Annotated in this window: 21 protein-coding genes; 4 read left to right on the forward strand and 17 right to left on the reverse strand. The window is 46.9% G+C overall.

The genetic code is table 11. From position 1 onward, the window contains the following. Window positions 1-58 precede the first annotated feature (58 nt). The 3 genes from dapF to H6A32_RS09430 form a co-directional block, all read right to left on the reverse strand. Window positions 59-862: a diaminopimelate epimerase gene (gene dapF / locus H6A32_RS09420; RefSeq protein ID WP_087167689.1), complete on the reverse strand. Its 804-nt coding sequence runs from the start codon at window positions 860-862 to the stop codon at window positions 59-61. A 53-nt stretch (window positions 863-915) separates the two neighbouring features. Continuing rightward, window positions 916-1,686 carry a polysaccharide deacetylase family protein gene (locus tag H6A32_RS09425; protein ID WP_171027984.1) on the reverse strand — a complete coding sequence of 257 codons (771 nt, stop codon included), beginning with the start codon at window positions 1,684-1,686 and terminating at the stop codon, window positions 916-918. 62 nt (window positions 1,687-1,748) lie between these two features. Continuing rightward, window positions 1,749-2,765, reverse strand: a complete 1,017-nt coding sequence (locus H6A32_RS09430) for a YeiH family protein (RefSeq protein ID WP_118636806.1) — start codon at window positions 2,763-2,765, stop codon at window positions 1,749-1,751. Between the two features lie 119 nt (window positions 2,766-2,884). Here H6A32_RS09430 and H6A32_RS09435 point away from each other — a divergent pair, with 119 nt between their 5' ends. Then, complete coding sequence (locus H6A32_RS09435) at window positions 2,885-3,769, forward strand: LysR substrate-binding domain-containing protein (RefSeq protein WP_204864220.1); 885 nt, start codon at window positions 2,885-2,887, stop codon at window positions 3,767-3,769. Window positions 3,770-4,046: 277 nt separating this feature from the next. Here H6A32_RS09435 and H6A32_RS09440 read toward each other — a convergent pair whose 3' ends face one another. The 7 genes from H6A32_RS09440 to H6A32_RS09470 are packed head-to-tail and all read right to left on the reverse strand — an operon-like array spanning window position 4,047 to window position 10,108. Then, window positions 4,047-5,393, reverse strand: a complete 1,347-nt coding sequence (locus H6A32_RS09440; RefSeq protein ID WP_204864221.1) for a sensor histidine kinase — start codon at window positions 5,391-5,393, stop codon at window positions 4,047-4,049. Beyond that, complete coding sequence (locus H6A32_RS09445) at window positions 5,390-6,073, reverse strand: winged helix-turn-helix domain-containing protein (protein WP_087253422.1); 684 nt, start codon at window positions 6,071-6,073, stop codon at window positions 5,390-5,392. Before H6A32_RS09445 ends, H6A32_RS09440 begins: the two co-directional genes overlap by 4 nt. After that, window positions 6,070-6,756, reverse strand: coding sequence for a phosphate signaling complex protein PhoU (gene phoU / locus H6A32_RS09450; protein WP_191426561.1), 687 nt, complete (start codon window positions 6,754-6,756; stop codon window positions 6,070-6,072). The genes H6A32_RS09445 and phoU overlap by 4 nt, the downstream gene beginning before the upstream one ends. 2 nt (window positions 6,757-6,758) lie before the next feature. Next, on the reverse strand, window positions 6,759-7,511 hold the full coding sequence (gene pstB, locus H6A32_RS09455; protein ID WP_087167697.1) for a phosphate ABC transporter ATP-binding protein PstB: 753 nt from the start codon (window positions 7,509-7,511) through the stop codon (window positions 6,759-6,761). Further along, entirely contained in the window at window positions 7,511-8,344 is an 834-nt protein-coding gene (gene pstA / locus H6A32_RS09460) for a phosphate ABC transporter permease PstA (RefSeq protein WP_087167698.1), read from the reverse strand. Before pstA ends, pstB begins: the two co-directional genes overlap by 1 nt. Further along, a complete protein-coding gene (gene pstC, locus H6A32_RS09465) occupies window positions 8,337-9,206 on the reverse strand; it encodes a phosphate ABC transporter permease subunit PstC (RefSeq protein ID WP_087167699.1) in 870 nt (289 codons plus the stop codon). Before pstC ends, pstA begins: the two co-directional genes overlap by 8 nt. A gap of 2 nt (window positions 9,207-9,208) precedes the next feature. After that, window positions 9,209-10,108 (reverse strand): substrate-binding domain-containing protein, encoded by a 900-nt coding sequence (locus tag H6A32_RS09470; protein ID WP_138373328.1) that lies wholly within the window; start codon window positions 10,106-10,108, stop codon window positions 9,209-9,211. Between the two features lie 352 nt (window positions 10,109-10,460). Here H6A32_RS09470 and H6A32_RS09475 point away from each other — a divergent pair, with 352 nt between their 5' ends. Continuing rightward, window positions 10,461-11,339, forward strand: coding sequence for a YitT family protein (locus H6A32_RS09475; protein ID WP_087253431.1), 879 nt, complete (start codon window positions 10,461-10,463; stop codon window positions 11,337-11,339). 64 nt (window positions 11,340-11,403) lie between these two features. On the opposite strand, the gene H6A32_RS09480 is transcribed toward H6A32_RS09475, so the two are convergent. Together H6A32_RS09480 and ald are read right to left on the reverse strand one after the other, a co-directional pair. Then, window positions 11,404-11,790, reverse strand: coding sequence for a hypothetical protein (locus H6A32_RS09480; protein ID WP_204864222.1), 387 nt, complete (start codon window positions 11,788-11,790; stop codon window positions 11,404-11,406). Window positions 11,791-11,926: 136 nt separating this feature from the next. After that, entirely contained in the window at window positions 11,927-13,039 is a 1,113-nt protein-coding gene (gene ald / locus H6A32_RS09485; protein WP_204864223.1) for an alanine dehydrogenase, read from the reverse strand. 214 nt (window positions 13,040-13,253) lie between these two features. Between ald and H6A32_RS09490 the strand changes: the two genes are divergently transcribed. Then, window positions 13,254-14,117, forward strand: coding sequence for a MurR/RpiR family transcriptional regulator (locus H6A32_RS09490; RefSeq protein WP_087167703.1), 864 nt, complete (start codon window positions 13,254-13,256; stop codon window positions 14,115-14,117). A 20-nt stretch (window positions 14,118-14,137) separates the two neighbouring features. Here the strand turns inward: H6A32_RS09490 and H6A32_RS09495 are convergent, their stop codons facing one another. The 3 genes from H6A32_RS09495 to H6A32_RS09505 form a co-directional block, all read right to left on the reverse strand. Then, complete coding sequence (locus tag H6A32_RS09495; protein WP_204864224.1) at window positions 14,138-16,267, reverse strand: DNA topoisomerase III; 2,130 nt, start codon at window positions 16,265-16,267, stop codon at window positions 14,138-14,140. Between the two features lie 9 nt (window positions 16,268-16,276). Continuing rightward, window positions 16,277-16,972 (reverse strand): GTP pyrophosphokinase, encoded by a 696-nt coding sequence (locus tag H6A32_RS09500; protein ID WP_204864225.1) that lies wholly within the window; start codon window positions 16,970-16,972, stop codon window positions 16,277-16,279. Between the two features lie 124 nt (window positions 16,973-17,096). Next, window positions 17,097-17,612, reverse strand: a complete 516-nt coding sequence (locus H6A32_RS09505; protein WP_087167706.1) for a cysteine hydrolase family protein — start codon at window positions 17,610-17,612, stop codon at window positions 17,097-17,099. A gap of 130 nt (window positions 17,613-17,742) precedes the next feature. Between H6A32_RS09505 and H6A32_RS09510 the strand changes: the two genes are divergently transcribed. Further along, the gene (locus tag H6A32_RS09510; protein WP_087167707.1) at window positions 17,743-18,009 is read left to right on the forward strand and encodes a hypothetical protein; all 267 of its coding nucleotides are present in this window, start codon (window positions 17,743-17,745) and stop codon (window positions 18,007-18,009) included. Between the two features lie 38 nt (window positions 18,010-18,047). Here H6A32_RS09510 and H6A32_RS09515 read toward each other — a convergent pair whose 3' ends face one another. Both H6A32_RS09515 and H6A32_RS09520 read right to left on the reverse strand, forming a co-directional pair. Next, window positions 18,048-18,404, reverse strand: a complete 357-nt coding sequence (locus H6A32_RS09515) for a SpoVA/SpoVAEb family sporulation membrane protein (RefSeq protein WP_087167708.1) — start codon at window positions 18,402-18,404, stop codon at window positions 18,048-18,050. Between the two features lie 16 nt (window positions 18,405-18,420). Next, window positions 18,421-19,446: a stage V sporulation protein AD gene (locus H6A32_RS09520; RefSeq protein WP_330616766.1), complete on the reverse strand. Its 1,026-nt coding sequence runs from the start codon at window positions 19,444-19,446 to the stop codon at window positions 18,421-18,423. Window positions 19,447-19,452: the final 6 nt, after the last annotated feature.

Raw genomic sequence — 19,452 nt, forward strand, 5'->3', positions numbered from 1 at the left:
CACGTAAAGGAGATTTTTCAGATCCGTAGTACAATTTCGTACTACGCTTATTTTTTATCTATCCGACACTTCCGGGGTACTCCCCTTCACATACAAAACGGCATCCTCCCGTCAGATACATCTGCCCGTCACTGTCCCATTCCACTTCCATCATACCTCCCGGCATTTCAATATTCACTTTCTGTTTTGTTCTTCCGCTCCGGATGGCCGCCGCTGCCGCGGCACAGGCTCCGCTTCCGCAGGAAAGGGTCTCCTTACTTCCTCTCTCCCATACGCGGATTTTCATACCGGTCTCGGAATATACCTGCACCAGCTCTACATTAATCCCGTCCGGAAAGTCCGAATGGGTACTGACAGCTTCCGCCTTTTTCATATTCCATGTTTTCCAGCTTCCCTCCTCCGGCTCCATGAAAATGACTGCATGGGGATTTCCCATGGAGACAATCATCATCTCCGTCTTCTGTCCTTCCATCGAGATCACGTAAGGCTCCTCCTCAATAACCGGGGTGCCCATGGCCACTGTAGCCTTTCCGGAATCTTCCAGAATCCGGACCGTATGGATTCCACTGTCGGTCTCTACCGCAATCTCCTCTTTTCGTATCTTTTTATAATCATAGAGATATTTTGCCACACAGCGGACACCGTTTCCACACATTTTCCCTCTGGACCCATCCGCATTATACATTTCCATCCGGCAGTCTGCCATATCGGACGGACAGATCAGAATCATTCCGTCCGCTCCAACGCCAAAATGGCGGTCACTGATTTTTCTCGCCAGGGTCTGCGGATTTACGATCTGCTCTTTTTCCTGATCCACGTAGATATAATCATTGCCGCATCCCTCCATTTTTACAAAATGCATCTGCACAAATTCCTCCTGTTGTTTTCTGGTATTGTATGAAGAAAAGCGGCATTTTATGTCATCCTTGGGATCTGTCTTCCTTTTACATCCATGTGATAATTGTCTCTTAGTATCATCTCCGAAACCGGAACAATCTCATATGACTTTTCCTCTATGTTTTCGATCAGTTCTTTTAATGCATCTTTTGTAAATTTTGCTTCGCTGTTCAGACGGATAATGGCTCCATTCCGGAGCTCTTCACTTTCGACCACTTCCTTGATCAGACTTCTTTTCCCATAGTTTTTCCAGTCCCGGGAATCGATTGACCAGCAGATCGTAAAAAACCCTTCCTCCGCGGCAGTCCGGATCAGTGTGTCGCTGTATCGTCCATAGGGAGGGCGGAAAAGTTCCATGGAAATCCCTTCCTCTTTAGCGGTATGTTCTGCTTCCTGCAGTTCTGCCCTGATTTCCGCGGATGTCTGTTCCGACAGATTTTCATGGCTGACTCCCATCGTTCCGATGTCATGTCCTTCCGCTTTCATTCTTCCGACCAGATCCGGATGCTCCCGCATCCATCCGGCAGTCACAAAAAAGGTGGCGCGTATCTTCTCTTCTTTTAATATGTCCAGGATCTCCCCGGTCTTTTTGTCTCCCCAGGCTGTCTCAAAGGTCAGGGCCGCCTGTTTTTCATCCGTCTCCACAGAACAGACCGGCATTTCATGACCGTTTACGCTGTTTCCGACAGTGGTGTATTCTTTTACATACCAGATTCCGCCCGACAGCAGGAAACAGGCTGCCGCGGCAAAAAGGATGTATTTCTTCCATGCTTTTTTCTGAAAAGACATAAAAAAACTCCGGAGCATCTATTGTTCTTATAGTATATGCTCCGAAGTTTTCTTTTACGCATTTACCAGATTCCCAGAAAATGCTGTATCAGAAGGCTCACTCCCGCTATTCCGATCCAGCAGCAAAGTCCCATGAAAATCGGTTTCCCGCCTGTCTTGACCAGCTTCACCAGATTCGTATTAAACCCGATGGCCGCCATTGCCATAATAATAAAGAACTTACTCAGCTCTTTAATCGGTGCAGTCACTGTCACCGGAAGGGAAAATACTGTTGTAATGATAGAAGCGAGCACGAAAAACAGGATAAAAAACGGAAAGATCTTTTTCAGATCAAAGGTTCCGCCTGCCTGCTCTCCGTTTTTCTTTGCCTTTCGCATCTGCCAGATGGAGAGAACCAGTGTGATTGGAATGATCGCAAGAGTCCTTGTCAATTTGACAATCGTCGCCGCATCCAGCGTATTGCTGCCGTGAATTCCATCCCATGCCGCTGCCGCCGCCGTCACGGAAGAGGTGTCATTGACCGCCGTTCCGGCAAAAAGACCGAACCCCTCATTGCTCAGTCCCAGAACGGCTCCGAGTTTCGGAAAGATCAGCGCCGCGATCACATTGAAGAGAAAAATAACAGAGATCGACTGGGCAATCTCCTCATCGTCCGCATCAATGACCGGTGCCGTCGCCGCAATGGCCGAACCGCCGCAGATACTGGACCCCACCCCGACCAGCGTCGAGATTTTGGATGGAATCCGCATGACCTTGTGAAGCACAAAGGCAATCACAAGTGAGGTGGAGATCGTCGCAATGATAATTGGAAGAGACTGGCGTCCTTTCTCCAGAATATCCGTCAGATTCATGCCGAATCCAAGCAGAATCACCGCGTACTGTAAAATCTTTTTGGATGTAAATTTGATCCCCGGCTGAAGGGGCTCGCTCCTTTTCACTATCAGGGCAAGACACATCCCGATCAGAATCGCAAACACCGGCCCGCCGACTACCTCAAACTGTTTTCCAAGCAAAAACGCCGGAATGGAGATCAGCAGACAGAACAAAATACCTTTATAAGTTTCCTGAATTGTTTTCATGGTTATCTCCTCTCTTTTTATTTCTGGAAGTATCATATCAAAGGAAATGAATCATGAAAAATTATATATATTTATTTATGCATAAACATATGTTATGATTAGGAAAAGGAGGCATTCTTATGCTAGATTTTCGTATTTATACATTTTTGGAAGTCTGTAAATACATGAATTTTACAAAAGCCGCCGAGGCGCTTCATATCACGCAGCCTGCCGTCTCGCAGCATATCCGCTATATTGAGGAATACTATCAGACCCGTCTTTTTACATTTCAGGGAAAAAAGCCGGTTCTGACCGAGGCCGGGGAATATCTGCTCCACGCCTTTACGACATTGAGCCATGACCAGGTCTATCTGAAAGAGCAGCTCCTTTCCATGCAGAAAAAAAAGCCGGCCCTGATCTTTGGCGCGACTCTTACAATCGGTGAATATGTCATGCCGCGTTTTCTGATCGAATACCAGACACGGCATCCGGATACTGTCCTGACCATGATCACGGCAAACACTCACGAACTCCTCGACCGCATCTCGGACGGAGAGATTGATTTTGCGATCGTAGAAGGCTATTTTGACAAGACCCAGTATGACTATCTGACGTTTTCCTCGGAACCGTATATTGCCGTTGCAGGAACCCCGCTTTTTGAAGACTTCCGTCCCCGCTCTCTTTCGGAGCTTCTTGATCAGAAGCTGATTGTCCGGGAGCCCGGATCCGGTACAAGGGAGATCCTTGAAAAACATCTGGAAGCCCGTAATCTTTCCATTCACGATTTTTCCGGTGTTTCCGAAATCGGGAATATTCCGGCATTGAAAGCGGTTGTCTCAGCCGGTCTTGGCATTACATTTTTGTACCGTTCCGCTGCTGAAGAAGAGCTGAAAAACGGCATACTGTTTGACGTCACGCCGGAAAATTTCTCTATCACACATGATTTTACTCTCATATGGCAAAAGGGAAGTATGTTTGCTTCCCGCTACCGTACTATTTTTGAAGAATGGAAGAAAAAGTTATGAAACTGTCAGTTACACGTCAAAGCATAGCACGCTGTCTGAAAATCATTCTGGGCAATTTTCTGATTACCGGAGCATATGCCTTTATTACCGTACCAAACGAGATCGTAAACGGGGGCGTTACAAGTTTTTCCATGATTCTTGGCAATTGGAAAGAAATTTTTCACAGGAACCGGATTCAGCTGTTTCTGTTATCTCATCCTGTTTTCCGTCCTGCACGGTCTGGGATATGCAATCCTGGTTCATCCGGTCATCGGCATGGTTCTGGCCGGGATCGGCTTTACTGCTCTTCAGTCGCTGACGCTGAATTGCCTTTTGAAAAGGAAAGAGTAATCGCGGTTCCTTTTCCAACCTCACTGTCAGTCCGGATTTGAATGTTATGGATGACCGCTCCATGCTTGACGATGGACAGGCCAAGTCCTGTACCTCCCGTCTCCTTGGAGTGGCTCTTATCCACACGGTAGAAGCGTTCGAAGATCCGTTCCTGTTCTTCTTTCGGAATTCCGATTCCGGTATCTTTCACAATAATCTTCGGGCCGCTTAATGTATTGCCGACCCAGACATGTACATGTCCGCCCGGCTTATTATATTTGACTGCATTTTCACACAGATTCCAGACCATCTCATCCAGAACCCGGTAAACTCCTTCATATTCCACTTTCTCCCCGCTCAGTTCCATCGAAACATGATGACGTTTGGCCATATTTTCCAGACGGATCAGAACGTCCTCGCAGATACTGTAGAGATCGACTTTTTCTTTTTCCAGTCCCACACCGCCTTCATCCAGTTTGGAAAGCTTGATGATATCCTCCACAAGCACAATCAGACGGCTTGCCTCTTTATAAATGCGTTCGGCAAATCCCGGCACATCCTCCTGCTTTACAAGCCCGCTTTTCATAATCTCCGCATAACCTGATATGGATGTCAGCGGAGTTTTCAGCTCATGGGAAACATTGGCCGAAAACTCTTTACGCATCTGCTCATTTTTCTCTTTTTCTTTCTTCTGGTTTTCCATGCTGAGCAGAAGCGGCGTCAGCTCTTCGTATACATCGTTATCGATCGGATGTTCCAGATCCAGCTCATTAATCGGCTGAACGAGCCGGTTTGCCACCCACTTGGAAAGTCTCCACGCAACAATCACAAGGATCAGACCGATGCCGAACATGTAAGGAAGAATCCTTACTGCCGTACTGCTTACGCCGTCCATGGACTTCGCGACACGAAGAACCGTCCCGTCATCGAGAAGCGTGGCATAATAAAACAGCTCCTGCCCTACCGTCTCTGAGACCCTTTTGTCCTGTCCTGTTCCATTCTCAAGTGCTTCCATGACTTCTTTTCGCCGGGCATGATTCTCGTCCTTGCTGTCAATTCCGTGGGAATCATACAGTACTTTCCCGTTCTGGTCGATCTGTGTTACCCTCGTGTCGCTATTGACATCATCCATTTCCTGCAGATAATCACTTCCCAGCAGATTGATGGCTTCCTTGATGTAGGAAGCCTCCTGCCTTGCGTCCTGCTGCATGATCCGGTATGTCTGGTTGTAGACAATCCCGATAATAAATGCATATGATGTCAGGAGCGTCAGAACAATGACAAACACCATATTTCTCTGGATCTTGTTTCTCATACTTCCTCCTGGTCCTCCGTGATCCGGTAACCGACACCGCGTACAGTCTCGATTTCCTCTCCCGCTTTTCCAAGCTTCTGGCGCAGCGTCCGGATATGTACGTCAACTGTACGTGTCTCGCCGTCGAAATCATATCCCCAGATTTCCTCAAGAAGCCGGTCCCGTGTAAGGACAATTCCTTTATTGTGCATCAGTCTCTTGAGCATCTCGTATTCTTTCAGCGTCAGGCTGACATGTGCTCCGTCTACAAGGACCTCATGCTTCTTTTCATTCAGTACAATCGGGCCTGCCTTGAGTACTTCGATCTCTTCTTTTTTCTTCGTGCGCCGCAGGACCGCCTTGATTCTGGAAACAAGTTCCATCATTCCAAACGGTTTTGTCACATAATCATCCGCACCGGCGTCAAGCCCTGAAACCTTGTCGTACTCTGTTCCTTTCGCCGTCACCATGATGACCGGAATGTCTTTCGTCTTTTTATTGTTTTTCAGCTTTTTGAGAATGGCCATGCCATCCTCTCCCGGCAGCATAATATCAAGTAAAATAAGCTCTGGCAGCCGTTCTGCCAAAGCTTTAAAAAACACTTCGCCGTCTTCAAATCCTTCCGCTTCCATGCCTGTACTTGATAATGTGTATACTACCAGTTCTCTAATATTCCTGTCGTCTTCTACACAAAAAATCATTTCGTTTCTCCTGAATTTCTGTTTTCATGAACTTCTGTGGCAATGCGGTGATTTCCGGTGATGGAAAACTCTACCCATTCTGCAATATTGGTTGCATGGTCTCCGATTCTTTCCAGATATTTTGCAACCATGATAAGATCTACTGCTGCTTCGCCTCCATCGCCGCCTTCTTTGGCAATATAATCGATGATTTCCTGTCTGATCTTGTCAAAAAGTCTGTCTACTTCATCATCCGCGGTCATAACCTTTTTGGCCAGCATCATATTCTGTTCTACGTATGCACGAACACTTTCTCTGACCATTTTAGCCGCTGCCTGTGCCATCACGCCAATGTCTTTATTGTTTTTTTCCACTTTCAGATCTGTGGAAAGCAGAATCTCTGCGATATCGGAAGCCTGATCTCCGATACGTTCCATATCCGTAATCATCTTCAGAGCCGCTGAAATCTGGCGTAGATCCTTCGCCACCGGCTGCTGCTGAAGGAGCAGTCTCAGACAAAGTCTCTCAATGTCTTTTTCCGCCTGGTCGATCTCCTCGTCAGCCAGAATCACTTCTCTGGCCTGCTCTTCTTTTCCTTCCAGAATCGCTTCTGTCGCTTTTGTGATTGCGACCTCGCAGAGCTCGCCCATTGTTGTGAGCTGCTCTTTTAATGAGTCAAGCTGCATATCGAATTTGTTTCTCATATTTAGCCGAACCTCCCTGTGATATAATCTTCTGTTCTCTTATCTGATGGTATAGAGAATAATTTTTCCGTATTATTGTACTCAATCATTTCTCCAAGCAGGAAAAATGCTGTATTATCGGAAATTCGTACTGCCTGCTGCATGTTATGTGTTACCATAACAATAGTATAATCTTTTTTCAGATCTGCTGCAAGGTCTTCAATCTTGGAAGTAGAAATCGGGTCCAGCGCGGAGGTCGGTTCATCCATCAGAAGCACTTCCGGTTCTACTGCCAGCGCTCTTGCGATACAAAGTCTCTGCTGCTGTCCTCCGGACATGCCAAGGGCGCTTTTTTTCAGTCTGTCTTTTACTTCATCCCAGATTGCCGCGTTTCTTAAAGAACGCTCTACAATCTCATCCAGTTTTGCTTTGGAACGGATTCCGTGTGTACGTGGTCCGTAAGCCACGTTATCATAGATGCTCATCGGGAACGGGTTCGGTTTCTGGAATACCATTCCGACACGCTTCCGAAGTGTGTTGACATCCATTGATTTTGCGTAAATATCCTGTCCATCCAGAAGAATTTTTCCGTCAATCCGACATCCTTCTACCAGATCGTTCATTCTGTTCAAGGACTTCAGAAGTGTGGATTTTCCACATCCACTAGGTCCGATGAACGCTGTAATCTTATTCGGCTCAATTTCCAGGTTGACGTTTTTCAGCGCCTGGAAAGAACCGTAAAACAAGTCCATATCTTTAATATCTATTTTACCCATTACCGTGTCCCCTTTGTAAGTTTTCTGGCCGCAAATGCAGATAATGCATTCATTGCTACTACCACTACCAATAAGATAACTGCCGTCGCGTATGCCTGATCCATGTAAAGACCTTCACTTGACAGGTTGTACATGTGAACAGCCAGCGTACGTCCGGAAGACATCGGTGTTGCCGCAATATCCGGTACCGTTCCTGCCGTGTACATGAGCGCCGCAGTTTCTCCCATAATTCTTCCGATTGCCAGGATCACTCCTGCCATGATTCCAGGAACCGCTGCCGGAAGTACAATTCTGAAAATTGTACGGAGCTTTCCTGCACCAAGTCCAAAGCTTCCTTCCCTGTATGTATCAGGTACTGCTTTTAATGCTTCTTCTGTCGTTCTCATAATCAGAGGCAGGATCATGATGGACATGGTGAACGCACCTGCCAGAATGGAATATCCCCATCCGAGAGCCGTAACGAAAAACAGCATACCGAAAAGTCCGTATACGATGGATGGAATTCCCTGTAATGTCTCGGTTGTCAGACGGATGATTCCGACAAACCTGTTTCCTTTTTTCGCATATTCCACCAGGAAAATCGCGGAAAAGATTCCAAACGGAATCGCGATCACCAGTGACAGCAACGTCATGATGACAGTATTGATCAGGGCCGGCATCAAAGATGCATTTTCCGTATTATATTCCAGTGAAAACAGTGACGGCTTCAGATTCGGAACTCCGTTGATCAGAATATACGCAAGGAGGAACAAAAGTACTGCAAATGTGACCGCGGCTGCTGCATAAATCAGTACCCGCAATATGATACTTTCTATTTTTCTGCCTTTAGTCATTTTCGCTCCTCCTGTTCAATAATGATACACATGCGTTAATGATGAGAATGAATACAAACAGCACAACTGCTGTCGCAATCAGTGCTTCTCTGTGAAGATCTGCTGCATATCCCATCTCCATTACGATGTTTGTTGTCATTGTACGCACACCTTCCAGAATACCCTGCGGCATTCTCGGCTGGTTTCCTGCTACCATGATAACCGCCATCGTCTCACCGATCGCACGTCCGATACCGAGGACAATACCGGCGATCACACCGGATTTGGCAGCCGGGATTACGATACGGAAGATCGTTCTCTCCTTTGTTGCTCCAAGCGCGAGAGATCCCTCATAATACTGATCCGGCACACTTCTCATCGCGGATTCTGTAACCCCGATGATGGTCGGCAGAATCATAATTCCAAGAATAATGGATGCTGTCAGCATCGTCTGTCCGTTTCCGCCTATTCCCTGTGCTGCAGTATAATTTCTGATCATCGGTACGATCACAACCAGACCAAAGAAACCGTATACAACAGACGGAATTCCTGCCAGAAGCTCTGTCGCTGATTTTAAAAACGGATAAATCTTTTTCGGACAGTAATGTGCCATAAATACGGATGTAAAAATACCAATCGGCACACCAATCACGATGGCTCCCGCTGTTACATAAATACTTCCCATGATCATCGGAAGAATGCCGTAAATATTATTGCTCGGTCTCCACTCTTCCCCAAGCAGGAAATCAAAGATTCCGATCTCTGACATGGCCGGGATACCATTTGCGAACAAGAAAATACAAATCAGTGCTACCGCTAAAACGGAAGCACAGGCAGCAAGGAAGAATACTCCCTGCATGCCTTTTTCCTTCCAATCTTTCATAATTACTCTGTTACCTCATCCCAAGAAGTGATTTCACCTGTGAAAATCTGTTTTACCTGATCTGTTGTAAGCTCATCTACGCTGTTGTCGTTGCTTACGATGACTGCGATACCATCTGTTGCGATAACTGTTGCTGTTACACCCTGAGATGTTTCAGAATCTTTCAGTTCACGGGATGCCATACCGATATCGCTGATTCCTTCTACCGCATTGGATACACCTGTTGTAGAGTCACTTGTCTGAAGTTCAACTTTAACATCTGCATTCAGTTCCTGATATGCTTCAGAAAGTTTTTCCATTACCGGAGATACGGAAGAAGATCCGGATACTGTAACTGTTCCGCTTAATCCGGAAGCTGTGTACTCTGTCGTTGTATCTACCGGAATATATCCTTCATCAGCAACCACTTCCTGTCCCTGTGTACTCATGATGAAGTTGATGAAATCCTGTGCCACATCACTGAGACCGTCTTTTGTTACAATGTTGAACGGACGGGATACTTTGTAAGTACCATTTTCAATGTTTTCTGCTGTAGCTTCTGCTCCGTCGATCTTCACTGCTTTTACATCATCGCTCAGAGATCCAAGAGAAACATAGCCGATTGCGTTTGGATCCTGTGCTACTGTAGAAAGCATTACAGATGTATTGTTTGTTACTGTTGCATCTGTTGTTGTATTGTCAACTTTCTCTCCGTCTACTTCTTCTTCTACACCGAAGAGTTCTACAAAGGCTCCTCTTGTTCCGGAACCGTCCTCACGGGAAATAACGTTGATACTTCCGCCTGAAGAAGATCCGCCGTCTCCGCCGTCGCTGCTTCCTCCGTCATTGCTGCTTCCGCATGCTGCAAGAGACATCATCATAACTGCTGCTCCAATAATTGCTGTAACTTTTCTGAATTTCATATTTTTTCTCTCCCTGATTTCATATTTTACATTTTTTCTTGTTTCCTTGTCGACAGTGCCTATCATAAAGCACGAATGTTAAATCTGTTAAAAATAAATGGTTAAATCTATGTAAAATATCTTCCCTCTTTCTTGATTTTTCATTCCAGAAACGGAAAATTAGTTTTTTATATGAAGAAATTGTAAAATCATTTTTCTTCCATCCGAGAATTTTACATGAATTTTATTGTTATATTTCAAACAATACTTGCCACTCCGATTACAGAATGATAGAATGAGTGCAAAATGTACTGAACCATTTCTTTATTATAGAAGGAATGTGGATTTTATATCAGTAGGAAGGGGAAAAGAAATGTCAGTAAAATCAGATCAGAAAAAACAGATCACAGGCCTGCTTTACTCCGTATGCGGCGGGGTGCTTTTCGCAGCCGGTGTCAATCTGTTTATTACACCGCTTGACTTGTACAACGGCGGTTTCATGGGAATTGCTCAGTTGATTCGTACCTTTTTAACTTCGGCTCTGCATCTTTCTTTCGGCCAGACCGATATCGCAGGTATCATTTATTTTATCGTAAACCTGCCTCTTCTGTATCTGGCGTGGAGCAAAATGGGACGCGGATTCTTTTTCCGTACCGTTGTCACCGTCATTGTAGAAACCGCAGCCCTTACTTTTATCCCGGTTCCGGAACGCTCTCTCATCGATGACCGTCTGACTTCCTGTGTCATCGGAGGTCTGGTGGCCGGATTTGGAACCGGGCTGGTACTGCGCGGCGGCAGTTCCGGCGGCGGCCAGGACATCCTTGGCCTTTATTTTACAAAGAAGTTTCGCAATTTCAGTGTCGGCAAGATGGCAACTATTATCAATGTCTTTGTGTACGGGATCTGTCTTCTGATGTTCAATCTGGAAACCGTGATCTATTCCCTGATCTACGGAGTCATTTCTTCCGTAGCATGTGACCGGATCCATATCCAGAACATCAATATGAGCGTCATGATCTTCACGAAAAAGCTTGGGATTTCCAAGGCGATCATGGAAGAGACGGGCCGCGGCGTCACCAACTGGGAGGGGGCCGGTGCCTACACGAACGAAACATCCTATATTCTCTTCGTCATGATTTCCAAATACGAAGTGAATCAGATCCGCCGGATTGTCCAGGGCATTGACCCGAACGCCTTTATGATCTTTACCGAAGGCTGTTCGGTGGAAGGAAACTTCGAAAAACGGTTATAAAAGGACACAAAAAACGAGCTCCGAAAAATTATTAACATTTTTCAGAGCTCTTTTTCTTTCTATTTTACGCCGGACGTTCCTCCGCAAACAGCTTTTCTATTTCGTGATGAAGCCAGGATCTTTTCTGAATCTCTATGCCGCCGATCTCAATGGATCCATCGCTTCTCTGTACCGCTTTCCCGACTTCAGGAATCCAGCATGAGAGCACTCCTGTCCTTTCAATTCGGACTCTTCTTTTTCGTCCTTTTGTATCCAGGGCTTCCTGAACCAGTTCTTTAATCTGCTCTTTATTATAGTAGGAATCGTTCACGATAACGCCGTCCCCTGTCACAATAATCATATCTATCTCATCCGGATCGCGTCCGTTCGGATCCTGCTCAAAATGTTTGTGCAGTCTATCCAGTAATGCTCCAATCCCAAAACCGGCCTTCGTTCCCAGAGTTCTTTTCATAAATATCCCTCCTTCGTTCTGGTATGAGGTAATTTTAGCACTGTCCTCATATTTCTTCAACGAAAGATATTCTTTAGAAACTGAAGATATTCTGAAGGTCCGAAAGCCGGCATTCATTCTTTTTTAATATTTTCTTTTACAGAAGACTTTCCAGATCCGTATATTCCATCCGGAAACTGTCTGCTACATTTTTACAGGTCAGTTTTCCGTCATAGGTATTGACACCTGATATCATAACCGGATTCTTTCTGCACGCTTCTTCCAGTCCGTGTTCCGCAATCGCAAGTCCATAGCGCAGTGTCGCATTTGTCAAAGCAATGGTAGATGTTCTTGGTACCGCCCCCGGCATATTTCCGACACAGTAATGGATGATTCCGTCCACTTCATAGATCGGATCGTCATGGTATGTAACCTTCGTCGTTTCGCAGCATCCGCCCTGGTCTACCGCAACGTCCACAATCACGCTGCCCGGCTTCATCTCTTTTAAATAAGCTTTCTTCATCAGCTTCGGCGCCGCTTTCCCCGGGATCAGTACGCTTCCGATCACGAGATCCGCTTCCTTGACTGCATTTTCAATATTGGTGTCCGTGCTTACCAGTGTCTGGATCCTTGCGCCGAAAATATCATCCAGGTACGCAAGTCTTGGAAGGCTGATATCAAGAATCGTCACATTGGCGCCCATTCCGACCGCAATCTTGCAGGCGTTGGTTCCCACGGATCCGCCTCCGATAATGACGATATTGGCCTTTGGTGTTCCAGGAACACCGGATAAAAGAACTCCGGATCCTCCGAATGTCTTTTCCAGGTACTTTGCTCCCTCCTGGATGCTGAGTCTTCCGGCAATCTGGCTCATCGGCGCCAGAAGCGGAATACTTCCGTCCCGTTCGATCAGTGTCTCATAGGCAAATCCTTTCATGCCGGATGCAAGCATCGCATCAGTCAGTGGTTTGTCTGCCGCCAGATGGAGATAGGTGAATAAAACGAGATCTTTTCTGAAATAGCCGTACTCTTCCGGAAGAGGCTCTTTGACCTTAACCATCATATCCACGCCGTCCCATACTTCTTTTGCTGTATCTACAAGCTTTGCTCCGGCTTTTTCATATTCCGCATCCGTAAAACCGGATCCAAGTCCTGCTCCTTTTTCAATCCATACTTCATGTCCTGCGTTTACATAGCTTTTTGCATTGTCCGGAATAAGTCCTACACGGTACTCTCTGTTCTTGATTTCCTTCACACATCCGATTTTCATCGTTTGCCCTCCTTCATTTCATTTTGTAGAATCGCCTAATTTTTCGATTCTCTTTGTATCGTTTTCTACATTTCTCTAAATTCATGATACAACATCGGAATTGCATTTGCAATAATTGTTAATTTTTAAATTATTGCATATTTCTCCCTCATGCTTGCCTTTTGCAGATATTTGTGATTAAATCAAGCTATATCAAACAGAAAAGAGGATCTCTATGAAAGCAATCCAGAATTTCATTCAAAACCAAAAATTAACGCGGGTGCAGTCGGCCCTCGCATCATTCGTATTAGACCATGCAGTAGAGGTCTGTTTTATGAGTTCCACCAAGCTGGCGGAAAAACTTGGCATCAGTGAGCCTTCTGTGATCCGGTTCTGCCGGGCTCTTGGCTTTTCCGGCTACACCGATTTTCAAAACGCGCTGCGGAAAGAATACCACGGTGATCTCTTCCGGATCTCGGACCGGCTCCCTGTCCCTTCCGACCGTGCCGCCGCCCTTTCCCGGCTTGATCTTCCGTCCGATATTCTTGCAAATGAATATCAGAATACATTAGGCAATCTGGAGCAGGCCCTTGCCTCCAACCGTCCGGAGACGCTGGATGCAGCTGCGGATCTGATTCTTGCTTCCGGCCGGAAATACATTGTTGCTTCCCGCGGGAATGCCTGTCTTGGTGTCTATCTGAATCTGTATCTTCACCACATGACCGATCACGTCATCCATACCGCCTCCGCATCGGTCAGTCCTTTTGACCTGATGGCGGACATTTCGTCCGACGACTGCGTGATCGTTTTCAGTTTCCCGCGCTACTCCTCCATAGACGAACTGGCCCTGAAACTTGCTAAATCCGCAGGCGCAAAAGTGATTCTCTTTACCGACAAGCCAAGCGCCCTGTTAAGTGAATATGCCGACATTCTGTTTACCATTCCGGTCAACAGCACTTCTTTCTTTAATTCTCTAAGTGCCGCCCAGTTTCTGACAGAGGTGCTTTTAAATACCATCAGCAGGAAATGCAAAGGCCGATCCATCGAGCGCAAGCTCAAAAAGATCGACCTCTATCTGGACGAGTTCGGTACTTACTGAAACGTCCGTTCCTGTTCGGTTTATTCTATCTTCATCTTTGCCAGAGCTTCCGCAAACGCGTTGTTCAGCGGCTGCTCTGCTTCTTTTTGCTGCTGTTTCATGTAACGTCTGACATCCTGTCTGCTGACATCTTTTCCTTCCCGCTTTCTTCTTGCCTCAAAGGCCGCCATCTTTTCTTTATGGCCGCAGGCACAGACAAAAGTCTGGTCCTCTCCTTTTCCGACAAGCTCCATCCGTTTATGGCAGACCGGACATCTGGCATTGGTTGTCCGCGAAACCGTCTCACGATATCCGCACTCCCTGTCCTGGCAGACGAGCAGTTTACTGTTCTTTCCATTGACTGCCAGCATCCGTTTTCCGCACCGCGGACATTTCCGGTTTGTCAGATTGTCATGCCGGAAGGTCGCTTCGCTTGTACGGATGTCCTGCATCACATTGTTGGTATACTGCTCAATCTCTTTCATGAACGTCTTTTCTTTTTGCCTGCCGTCCGAAATTTTCTGCAGTTCCTTCTCCCATCTGGCTGTCAGCTCCGGCTTTTTCAGATCTGACGGAACAAGTTCCAGAAGCTGACGGCCCTTGGAGGTAATCAGAAGATCGTTCCCTTTTTTCTCCATATAAAAAGTATTGAACAGCTTTTCAATGATATCCGCCCTTGTGGCAACGGTTCCAAGCCCGCCTTTTTCCATGGAGGTAAGAAGAGTTGCCTCGGTATAGTGTGCCGGAGGTTTTGTCTTTCCTTCCGTCACTTCCAGCTTTTTGACAGGCAGGCTCTGCCCTTTCTTCAGTTCCGGCAGAATCTGATTTTTCAGGCTGTCATCTTCGTCTTCTTCTTCGATATCACTGTCATATACGGCTCTCCATCCGGCTTCCCGGATCGTCTCGCCTTTTGCCGCAAAGTGTTCTCCTTTGACCGACGCCTTGACGCTGATCTGCTCAAATTCAGCCGGCGGATAGAGCACCGCCAGAAATCTGCGTACGACAAGATCATAGATCTTACGCTCCTCCGAAGTCATATGGGTCAGATCCACGTACTGTTCTGTCGGGATAATCGCGTGATGGTCACTGACTTTGCTGTCATCCACAAACCGCTTGTCCGCTGTAAACTGCTTTCCATGAAGAACACGTGCCAGCGCCCGGTACGACCCGGTCTGGCATGCCTCGATTCGTTCTTTTAAGGTCGGAACGATGTCTGAACTCAGATATCTGGAGTCTGTCCGCGGATAGGTCAGCACTTTGTGGTGCTCATATAATCTCTGCATAATATTGAGAGTCTCTTTGGCAGAATATCCGAAACGACGGTTCGCCTCTCTTTGAAGCTCCGTCAGATCATAAAGGCCCGGTGCATACGTCTTTCTGGATTTTTTCTCCACACTGTCCAGCACCAGCCGTTCTCCCCGGATCTCTTCGGAAATCCGACGGATCCGCTCCGGATCAAAGAATCTCGTACTGCCGGACTTTCCATCCTGCCAGGTAAAGCAGATCCCGTCCGCATAAACTTTCAGTCCATAATACGGCTTCGGCCGGAAAGAACGAATCTCATCCTCCCTGTTTGCGATCAGCGCAAGGGTCGGTGTCTGCACCCGCCCGCAGGTCAGCTTTGCGTTATATTTGCATGTCAGCGCCCGGGTCGCATTGATTCCTACAAGCCAGTCCGCCTTTGCGCGGGACCGGGCAGCATCATAGAGATTCTGATAGTCTCTTCCGTCACGGAGACGTCCAAATCCTTCCCGGATGGCCCGGTCCGTCACGGAGGAAATCCAGAGCCGCTTCACCGGTTTCTGATTTCCTGCCTTTTCAAGAATCCATCTTGCCACCAGCTCTCCTTCCCTTCCTGCGTCCGTGGCAATAATGATCTCTCCGACATCCTTTCTGTGTATCTGGCTCTTTACCGCATTGTACTGCTTTGCTGTCTGGCGGATCACGGAAAGCTTCCATGTCTTCGGCATCATCGGAAGCACATCCATCTTCCACTCTTTCCATTCCGGCTTATATTCTTCCGGATCAGCAAGTGTCACAAGATGGCCAAGCCCCCAGGTGACAATATACCGTTCTCCCTCGATGGTTCCCTGTCCGTTTTTCTTACATTTCAGCACCCTGGCAATGTCTCTTGCCACAGATGGCTTTTCTGCGATTACTAATGATTTCATAGTGTTCCTCTATTCATTCAAAATCGGATTCCCGTCCCGATCCGTTAAACGTTCAAGCTGCCTGCTTTCCTCTTCCGCCTGCTCGAGACATTTCAGAATCGCTTCATTCAGCGAGAGCATTTTATCGTCCAGTTCTGATACCATTTTTGCACATTCTTTCAGCTCTCTGCTGATATACTCCGGCGCATTTCCTTCAAACTTATAGTAAATCTTGTGCTCCAGACTGGCCCAGAAGTCCATGGCAATCGTCCGGATCTGGATCTCTACCTTCGTGTCTACCACACTGTCCGTCAGGAAAATCGGAACCGAGATCAGCATATGATAACTTTTGTATCCGCTTTCCTTCGGATGCTTGATATAATCCTTGATGGAAAGCACTTTCAGATCACTCTGATTGCCGATCATCTCAGCCAGACGATAGATGTCCGAAGTGAACGAGCAGATCAGTCTGACTCCTGCAATGTCATTGATATACTTTACCATATTTTCAATGGAACTTTCATGTCCCTGTCTCTTCAGCTTCTTGACGATGCTCTCCGGTGTCTTGATTCTCTTTTTGATATGTTCAATCGGATTGTACCGATGTACATGCTGGAACTCATCATTTAAAATTTCCAGCTTTGTGCCTACTTCTTTTAATGCCGCGTTATATAGAAACATCATGGTTTTCCAGCTGTCTACATCTTCATAGTTTTTTACATTCATCCTTTTCCACCTTTCACGAAAAAGACTGCATTTTTATGCTTACCGCATTTACGCGCCATTTTACAGTATAACATATTGTTATATGTTTGTCATTTATTTCACATTTTCTATATTATTTTCTCTACTATATTAAAATCTGGCACATCTTCATTGTGCATAATGCCGATTCATGGCTTTCGGGTGTAACACCTGCGCAGCAGGCCGGATCAACCCGGACCGGCAGCTCCGGCACATACGCTTTTGCCAGGAGGGCATTGGACACAACACAGATATCTGTGCAAAGACCGATCATCTCCACGGCATCAAATCCACCGTCCCGGATATACTCTGCAAGCGGAACGCTTCCGAATGTCGTCTTGTCAAAGACACTGCGGCCTTCCGAATACGGACGGATCTCCGGAATCAGCTCCCATCCTTTGTTTCCTTTGATACAGTGTTCCACCGGCAGGAGACGTCCCTCCTGAGTTTCCGGATACTGCTCTGTATGTGTATCTCTTGTAAAGACAATCTCCTGCCCTTTCTTTACATATTCCTCAATCTTGTTTTTGACATTGTCCACAATCCCGCAGGCCTCTTTCGTCCCAAGGCTTCCCGTCACAAAGTCATTCTGCATATCAATCACGACCAGAAGTTCTTTCATTTTCTTCCTCCTCCCTGCATGTTTTCTGTATTGTAACACGATTTCCAAAGTGCGTAAAGGAACCCTGGACAGACTTTACATTTCTTTAATAGAATGGTATGATGATCAAACAGAGAAAGGAGTTTTCAGGATGTTTCGATTGTGGGCAAAGACATGGAAGAACAACCGCATGCTGTCAGATACGGTGATCTGTGACGACTCATCCGACACAAGAACACATAAAGTATTCCGGGCTTTGGAAGAGATCTGTTATCAGTTTGATTTAAGCCAGCCGATCTGGCTTGACAGCAATATCAATGAGTTCCGGCGTCATGCCAAAGCGCGGTTTTACCAGGACAGTTTTATTGACAGTATTGACTTTGACTTTCTGGAAATCCAGGTCATCGAAGAAGATTAAGAGCGGCTGCATTATGTAAAACGGAGGGCTTCCCTCCGTTATTTTTTCATTTTCGGTTCAAAAATCCAGGATGCAAGATATCCGAAGACCAGTGCCGCCGAGATTCCTGCCGCGCTTGCGGTAAATCCTCCTTCAAAGATCCCGATGAATCCGTCTTTCAGGACGGCCTCTTTGACTCCCTGAAACAGAGTGTTTCCAAACCCGAGAAGCGGAACGCCTGCTCCGCAGCCGACCATTTCAATCAGAGGATCATACACGCCCAGAAACCCCAGCACGGTTCCGGATGTCACCAGAAGTACCATGACTCTTCCCGGCATCAGTTTTGTCCTGTCCAGAAGGATCTGTACAAGCGCGCAGATCAGGCCTCCTGCCCAGAACGCGTTAAAATATTCCATCGTTTCTCCTCCTTTGTCAACATGCACGTTCCAGCACAATGCCATGGGCAATGCCCGGAATGCTCTCGCCTTCATTGAAGCTGACCGTTGACATCAATGCACCGGTCGGAACAAAGAGTACTTTCTTCCACTCACCTTTTATGATTTTCGGAAGAACATAAGATCCCAGTGTCACTGCCGCGCACCCGCAGCCGCTGCCTCCGGCATGGGTATCCTGTGTCTTCTGATCGAAAATTTTCATCCCGCAGTCCATGTGTCTTTCCTCAATGTCCACTCCGTTTTTCTTCAGAAGTTCCAACAGGATCGTGCTTCCAATATATCCGAGATCTCCGGTGACGATCTGATCATACTCTTCCATCTCCCTGCCAAAATCTTTTCTGTTTGCCAGAATGGTGTCACATGCCGCCGGAGCCATGCATCCTCCCATATTCTGGGAATCTTTCAGCCCGTAGTCTACGATTTTCCCGACTGTCACTCCGGAAATCCGCACCTTCGATTTTTCCTTTCCGATGACAAAGGCTCCGCTTCCGGTTACCGTCCACTGTGCCGAGAGGGGCCTCTGGGAAGCGTATCCAAGCGGAAACCGGAATTCCTTTTCCGCGCTTCCAAAGTGGCTGGATGTGACCGCAAGAACGTAGTCCGCATATCCGGCTGCCACGCTCATCGCCCCAAGGGCAATGGCCTCCCCTGATGTGGAACATGCTCCAAACAGTCCGAATAAAGGAATCTGGAGGCTTTCAATTCCAAGGGAGGTGGCCGTTCCCTGCCTTAGCAGGTCGCCGCCGAACAGAAAGCGGATCTTCTCCTGCGGAATCTGCGCCTTTTGTATGGCCCTCAGGCAGGCCCGTTTCTGCATTTCGCTTTCTGCCTCCTCCCATGTTTCTTTCCCGAAAAGATTTTCCTTGTCTTCTCCATGCTCGTCGAACAGTTTTCCAAGCGGCCCCTGGCTTTCTTTCTGCCCGACAATCGTTCCCGCGCTCAGCAGGAAGGGCGCCTCTGCAAATCCGAGACTCTGCGCTCCTTTTGCCATTCCGCTTTTCATCTGCAA

The organism is Drancourtella massiliensis (assembly GCF_016900655.1).
Classification (GTDB): Bacteria; Bacillota; Clostridia; order Lachnospirales; family Lachnospiraceae; genus Sellimonas; species Sellimonas catena.

Coding starts and splice junctions, on each gene's coding strand:
- H6A32_RS09480 (WP_204864222.1), bottom strand. CDS start 11,790: ATGAAAAGAACTCTGGGAACGAAGGCCGGTTTTGGGATTGGAGCATTA.
- H6A32_RS09490 (WP_087167703.1), top strand. CDS start 13,254: ATGAAAGCAATCCAGAATTTCATTCAAAACCAAAAATTAACGCGGGTG.
- H6A32_RS09445 (WP_087253422.1), bottom strand. CDS start 6,073: ATGATTTTTTGTGTAGAAGACGACAGGAATATTAGAGAACTGGTAGTA.
- H6A32_RS09425 (WP_171027984.1), bottom strand. CDS start 1,686: ATGTCTTTTCAGAAAAAAGCATGGAAGAAATACATCCTTTTTGCCGCG.
- H6A32_RS09430 (WP_118636806.1), bottom strand. CDS start 2,765: ATGAAAACAATTCAGGAAACTTATAAAGGTATTTTGTTCTGTCTGCTG.
- H6A32_RS09505 (WP_087167706.1), bottom strand. CDS start 17,612: ATGAAAGAACTTCTGGTCGTGATTGATATGCAGAATGACTTTGTGACG.
- H6A32_RS09495 (WP_204864224.1), bottom strand. CDS start 16,267: ATGAAATCATTAGTAATCGCAGAAAAGCCATCTGTGGCAAGAGACATT.
- phoU (WP_191426561.1), bottom strand. CDS start 6,756: ATGAGAAACAAATTCGATATGCAGCTTGACTCATTAAAAGAGCAGCTC.
- H6A32_RS09440 (WP_204864221.1), bottom strand. CDS start 5,393: ATGAGAAACAAGATCCAGAGAAATATGGTGTTTGTCATTGTTCTGACG.
- H6A32_RS09500 (WP_204864225.1), bottom strand. CDS start 16,972: ATGAATGTAAAAAACTATGAAGATGTAGACAGCTGGAAAACCATGATG.
- pstC (WP_087167699.1), bottom strand. CDS start 9,206: ATGAAAGATTGGAAGGAAAAAGGCATGCAGGGAGTATTCTTCCTTGCT.
- pstA (WP_087167698.1), bottom strand. CDS start 8,344: ATGACTAAAGGCAGAAAAATAGAAAGTATCATATTGCGGGTACTGATT.
- H6A32_RS09475 (WP_087253431.1), top strand. CDS start 10,461: ATGTCAGTAAAATCAGATCAGAAAAAACAGATCACAGGCCTGCTTTAC.
- H6A32_RS09515 (WP_087167708.1), bottom strand. CDS start 18,404: ATGGAATATTTTAACGCGTTCTGGGCAGGAGGCCTGATCTGCGCGCTT.
- H6A32_RS09510 (WP_087167707.1), top strand. CDS start 17,743: ATGTTTCGATTGTGGGCAAAGACATGGAAGAACAACCGCATGCTGTCA.
- dapF (WP_087167689.1), bottom strand. CDS start 862: ATGCATTTTGTAAAAATGGAGGGATGCGGCAATGATTATATCTACGTG.
- H6A32_RS09470 (WP_138373328.1), bottom strand. CDS start 10,108: ATGAAATTCAGAAAAGTTACAGCAATTATTGGAGCAGCAGTTATGATG.
- ald (WP_204864223.1), bottom strand. CDS start 13,039: ATGAAAATCGGATGTGTGAAGGAAATCAAGAACAGAGAGTACCGTGTA.
- H6A32_RS09435 (WP_204864220.1), top strand. CDS start 2,885: ATGCTAGATTTTCGTATTTATACATTTTTGGAAGTCTGTAAATACATG.
- H6A32_RS09520 (WP_330616766.1), bottom strand. CDS start 19,446: ATGAAAAGCGGAATGGCAAAAGGAGCGCAGAGTCTCGGATTTGCAGAG.
- pstB (WP_087167697.1), bottom strand. CDS start 7,511: ATGGGTAAAATAGATATTAAAGATATGGACTTGTTTTACGGTTCTTTC.